Here is a 5,542-nt window from a genome sequence, read left to right as displayed (position 1 = left end):
CCCTTTTGGTGATTGCGCCTTATCTGCTGTTCCCTTTTTTACTCTTCCCCCGCTCGCGGGAAAAAGCCTGACGGGCACCTGGCCCGTCATGGCCATCAGGAAAGCAGTTCGAAAGCAATCATGCCCACGAGCGCGCCGGTCGTGCCGAGAAGGGTTTCCATCATCGTCCAGGTCTTGAGCGTCTGTCCTTCGGTTGCGCCGGTAAAGCGGCCAAACAGCCAGAAGCCCGCATCGTTGACGTGGCTGAAAATGATCGAACCGCCTGCGATACAGATAGATAATGCGGCCATCTGCGCGCCGGAATAGTGCAGCGGCTCAATCACCGGCATAATCAGCCCTACCGCCGTCAGGCAGGCGACGGTAGCAGAACCCTGGATGATGCGTACCGCACCGGCAAGGATAAAGCAGGCCAGCGCCACAGGTAAGCCCGCGCCGGTCAGGGCGTGGCCCAGTGCCGGCCCAACGCCGGAATCCACCAGCACCTGCTTAAAGACGCCACCCGCGCCAATCACCAGCAGAATAATGCCTGCTGGCTGCAGCGCGCTGCCGCAAATCTGCATGACCCGCTCTTTATCCATGCCCTGACGATAGGCCAGACCATAAATGGCTACCAGGCAGGCAAGCAGAATGGCGATAAACGGATGACCGATAAACTCCAGCCACTGATAGAGCGAAGTTCCTTCGGTGGCAAAGCGCGCGCCGATGGTTTTCAGCCCTACCAGCACCAGCGGAAACAGGATCAGCGACAGGCTGAAGGCAAAGGAAGGCAGCTTGCTTTCATCAAACTCAGGATGGTTATTTTCGGTCGGCAGCGTAAAGGTCACGTGGCGGCTGATAAAGTTACCGAACAGCGGACCGGCAATCAGCATACTCGGAATCGCCGCGCAGACGCCCAGCAGGATCATCCAGCCGAAATCGACGTGCATCTGCGAAGCCAGCAGCATCGGCGCAGGGCCGGGCAGCAAAAACGCAGCGGCGGCGGCCACGCCGGCGAACAGAGGGATCACCAGTTTAACCAGGTTATCGCCGGTACGGCGCGCCACGGCAAAGGCAATGCTTATCAGTAATACCACCGCGACCTCAAAGAACAGCGGCAGTGCACAAATCAGCCCGGCGATGCCCATTGCATAGTGCGCACGGCTTTCGCCAAAGGTTTTCAGCATCTTGATCGCTATCTGATCGACCGCGCCGGTTTCATGCAAAATTTTACCGAACATCGCGCCCAGCGCGACCACCACGGCCAGGAAGCCCAGCGTGCCGCCCATGCCTTTTTGCATCGTGGCGGCGATATCAATCAGCGGCATGCCGGAGAAGACTCCGGCCCCGACCGAAACCAGCATCAGCGCCAGAAAAGCGTGCATCCGCGCTTTCATCACCAAAAACAGCAGCAGCAGGACAGATCCTGCCGCAGTTAGTACCAGTGTTGCAGTTGACATGACACCCTACTTATTTATCGCACCTTCGATGGTGGCGATAGTAGTAGCCACAACTTCATCCAGCGTCTGGTTGATATCTACGACCAGCACGTCGTGCTCATCACTGCCTGGCTCCTGCAGCGTTTCAAACTGCGTTACCAGCATCTGCGGCTTGAAGAAGTGCCCTTTACGCGCGCGCAGGCGGGCTTCGATGGTGTCAAAATCGCCCTTCATATAAATGAAAGACAGGTTGTCATTGCCTTCGCGCAAAATGTCGCGGTAGCTCTTTTTCAGCGAGGAACAGACGATCAGCGAAAACTGGTTAGTGCGCTGCATAGCGAAAGCGGCATCGTTAATCGCCTTCAGCCACGGACGACGATCGTCATCATTCAGGGGATGACCTTCCGCCATTTTTTGAATATTGCTACGAGGGTGCAGAAAGTCGCCATCCAGGAAAGCCGCTTTCAGGTGATAAGCGACGGCATTAGCAACGGCGGACTTGCCGCTGCCGGATACGCCCATCAGTACAAACACACGATTGGACGGAAAAGGATTCTTCATTGTTTTACTCCGGCGTGGATATCAGGGACCTGCCCAGTGTTAGCGTTATGTTGTTATCGGTAACATTGTCTGGACGCCCGTGAAGTATGGCAACAGCTGGGGCGGAAAAAGCTGGTAAATGTGAGATGGCTCAAAGAAATGCCAGATTAGGACTCTTTGTGGCACAAAGAGACAAAGAGCCGAAGGGATCGGCTCTACAGGGGTCAGATACTGCCGCCTTCCGAAATCATAAAACCAACGTCGATCTGCTGCGATCCACTTTGCTCGCCGCGAATACGCGCCAAAAGAAGGGAAGCGGAAACCTGCCCCATTTTTTCACGCGGCGTCAGCACCGTGGCCAGCTCCGGCGTGACCACCTGGGTGATATCGTGACCGTGGAAACCGGCAATAGCGATATCTTGCGGCACGCGAAGCCCCTGTCGCTGACATTCAAACATGGCGCCCACTGCCAAATCATCATTGGTACAGAACAGGCTGTCCGTTTCAGGATAGCGCTGTTGTGCTGCCCGCATCAGCGTTCCGCCCATTGAAAATGAGGAAGGCTCTTCCATCATAATGCTATGCGGTATCAGGTTAGCTTCGCGCATCGCCTGCTCATAGCCCTGATGTTTCAATAAGGTACGCTCATCCAGCCGCGCGCCCAGATACACCGTGTGGCGATGCCCTTTACGCAGGATGGCATGCGTCATCTGCCGCGCCGCTTCCACATTGTCGAAGCCCACCGCCAGATCCAGGCAGGGCGACACGCAGTCCATCATTTCCAGCACCGGAATACCCGCCGTTTCAATCATGCGCAGGCTGGCAGGCGTATGGCTGCGTTCAGTCAGGATAAGCCCGTCGATGTTCCACCCCAGCAGCGAACGCATCTGTAACTCTTCTTTCTCTGCGCTGTAGCCGAAATGGCCCAGCATGGTCTGATAGCCAGCGGCATCGGTTACGGCTTCAATGCCGCGCAAAACGTCGGCGAAAACCTGGTTAGTGAGAGAAGGCAGCAGCACGCCGATAGCCCGGCTGGTGGCGTTAGATAAAATATCAGGTGCACGATTAGGGATATAGCCCAGTTCATCCAGTGCGGCGGCGATGCGGCTTTGCAAGGCAACGGAAACCTGATCGGGATTGCGCAGATAGCGGCTGACGGTCATCTTGGTGATGCCCACACGATCGGCAACGTCCTGTAGCACCGGTCTTTTCTTCTTCATTATTTTCAGAGGGGTCAGAGGATGGATCGCTTGAGTGTAACAAAATTGGAGGGAAAACGGTGAAGGGCGCGGCAGCGCGCGCCCAAAGTGTGATCTTAAACAGACGGCAGATCGAACAGCAGGATTTCAGCATCGCTGCTGGCTTGCAGGCTCAACGTGCTCTCATCCCAAATAGCGAAAGCGTCGCTGGTACCCGCTTTTTCGCCATTGACTGTAACATCGCCTTTAACAACCTGGATCCAGATACGGCGGTTTGGCTCCAGCTGGACGCTATCCTGCTCGCCCTGTTTCAGTACCCAGCGAGAAAGCGTCATGTCCTGATAAACCTTCAGCGAGCCTTCACGCGCATCCGGCGACAATATCAGCTGACGGCCCTGGACATCCGCAAAACGACGCTGATCGTAACGGGGCGTAATGCCGGTTCTTTCCGGAATAATCCAGATCTGATACAGATGCAGCGGCACTTCTTTGCTGGCGTTGTACTCAGAGTGACGAACACCGGTTCCGGCGCTCATAATCTGGAACTCACCCGCCGGGATCTGCTCCTTGTTGCCCATGCTGTCTTCGTGCTCCACCGTGCCGGAAAGCACGTAGGTCAGGATCTCCATATCCTTATGCGGATGGGTACCGAAGCCCTGCCCTCCATCAATCACATCTTCGTTAATCACTCGCAGCGCCGAAAAGCCCATAAAATTGGCGTCATAGTAGTTAGCGAAAGAGAACGTATGCCAGCTGTCCAGCCAGCCATGGTTAGCGTGACCGCGATCTTGTGCTTTGCGTAAGTAAATCATATTCAATCCTCCTCAACGTTTTCACACAGTCTGGACCTGTGGTGCCTGGGAAGATAGCGGAGAAAATTGTCTCCTCTGTTCAAATTATTCGATGAAACAGGCGGCCTTCTTTCAGGCCAGATGCACAAGGTCATAAAAAGAGGGGAGCACCGTTTTTTTACCGGGAAAAAGGCAAAAAAAAAGCCAGCACCCGAGCTGGCTAAATAATATTGGAAGCAATGTGAGCAATGTCGTGCCTTCCCGACCGGTCCGTGAAGCCCAAATCGAAAACGCATGACAATAATAATCATTATCATTCGCACTTGTAAAGCCCTCTTCGCCCTTTTTTTCGCTTGATTTTAAGGCAGAATCCCCTGATTTTAAGAAGGAAATAAACAAAAGGAGCGCGAGAATGAGTGAGATAGTTATCAGACATGCCGCCGTTGAAGACGCCACGGAACTGTATCGTATCCTCAGCCAGCCGGAGACCTATACCGATACGCTGCAAATTCCTCATCCCTCGCTCGCGCTTATTCAGCAACGGTTACAGAATCTCCAGCCCGGTATGCAGCGGCTGGTCGCCTGCATTGATGGGCAGGTTGTCGGCGACTTATATCTGGAGGTTAACGCGCGCGCGCGTCGGCGGCATACCGCGACTTTCGGGATGTGCGTCGATTGTCACTATCGTGGACGCGGCGTGGCATCGGCACTGATGCAGGAAATGGTCAGCCTGTGCGACAACTGGCTGAGTGTTGAGCGTATTGAGCTGACGGTATTTGCCGACAACGACACGGCGGTAAGGCTTTATCAGCGGTTTGGTTTTGCCACGGAAGGCGTGGCGCGACGTTATGCCGTACGCAATGGCAAACAGGTGGATGCACTTTATATGGCGCGTTTGCGCGCCGCATAAAATACAGGGGCGATAAGGTATCGCCCCTTCTTGTTAATAACCTGCCGTCAGATCGTCAACAGAGCGCGGATCGGAAGCGCCATACAGGGTCCCATCCGGGCCAATCATAATACTTTGCGTACTGCCCATCGCTGGCAGCACTTTAACGTGCTGTCCTTTGGCTTCCAGCAGCTTTAGCGTATCCGGGCTAAAGCCCTTTTCCACGCGTAGCTGATCCGGCAGCCACTGATGATGGAAGCGCGGCGCATTGGTCGCTTCTGCCACGTTCATACCAAAATCGATGCTGTTAACCACCATTTGCAGCACGGTAGTAATGATACGACTGCCGCCCGGGCTGCCCGTGACCAGCCAGGTTTTACCGTTTTTAGCAACAATAGTTGGTGACATGGACGAGAGCGGTCGTTTGTAAGGCTGGACCGCGTTCGCTTCACCGCCCACCAGGCCATAAATATTTGGCGTGCCCGGCTTGGCGGAAAAATCATCCATTTCGTTGTTGAGCAAAATCCCACTCTTCCCTGCCACAATCCCGCTACCGAAGTACGTATTCAGGGTATAGGTCACCGCGACCGCATTGCCCTGCTTATCCACCACGGAAAAATGCGTGGTCTGGTTGCTTTCATAAGGGGCCAGTTTGCCGGGTTTAATCTCAGTGGAAGGCAGCGCTTTGTTCACGTCTATCTGCTGTGC

6 protein-coding genes are annotated in these 5,542 nt (G+C 54.8%); 1 reads left to right on the top strand and 5 read right to left on the bottom strand.

The genetic code is table 11. From position 1 onward, the window contains the following. Positions 1-95: 95 nt before the first annotated feature. From gntU to RTK32_RS18110, 4 genes are all read right to left on the bottom strand, one after another. Positions 96-1,436 (bottom strand): gluconate transporter, encoded by a 1,341-nt coding sequence (gene gntU, locus RTK32_RS18125; protein WP_312046437.1) that lies wholly within the window; start codon positions 1,434-1,436, stop codon positions 96-98. Between the two features lie 6 nt (positions 1,437-1,442). Continuing rightward, complete coding sequence (gene gntK / locus RTK32_RS18120; RefSeq protein WP_312046435.1) at positions 1,443-1,976, bottom strand: gluconokinase; 534 nt, start codon at positions 1,974-1,976, stop codon at positions 1,443-1,445. Positions 1,977-2,179: 203 nt separating this feature from the next. Continuing rightward, positions 2,180-3,175, bottom strand: coding sequence for a gluconate operon transcriptional repressor GntR (gene gntR / locus RTK32_RS18115; protein ID WP_312046433.1), 996 nt, complete (start codon positions 3,173-3,175; stop codon positions 2,180-2,182). Between the two features lie 95 nt (positions 3,176-3,270). Beyond that, a complete protein-coding gene (locus RTK32_RS18110; protein WP_312046431.1) occupies positions 3,271-3,966 on the bottom strand; it encodes a pirin family protein in 696 nt (231 codons plus the stop codon). Between the two features lie 391 nt (positions 3,967-4,357). On the opposite strand from RTK32_RS18110, the gene RTK32_RS18105 reads away from it, so the two are divergent. Beyond that, on the top strand, positions 4,358-4,855 hold the full coding sequence (locus tag RTK32_RS18105) for a GNAT family N-acetyltransferase (RefSeq protein WP_312046429.1): 498 nt from the start codon (positions 4,358-4,360) through the stop codon (positions 4,853-4,855). Positions 4,856-4,888: 33 nt separating this feature from the next. Here RTK32_RS18105 and RTK32_RS18100 read toward each other — a convergent pair. Beyond that, positions 4,889-5,542, bottom strand: a 654-nt coding sequence (locus RTK32_RS18100; protein WP_312046427.1) for a gamma-glutamyltransferase, incomplete at its 5' end; no start/stop codon positions are given.

Source organism: Erwinia sp., from assembly GCF_031978025.1.
Lineage (GTDB): Bacteria > Pseudomonadota > Gammaproteobacteria > Enterobacterales > Enterobacteriaceae > Erwinia.
Note: the sequence above shows the minus strand (reverse complement) of the source record. Positions and strands in the feature narration are given on the sequence as shown.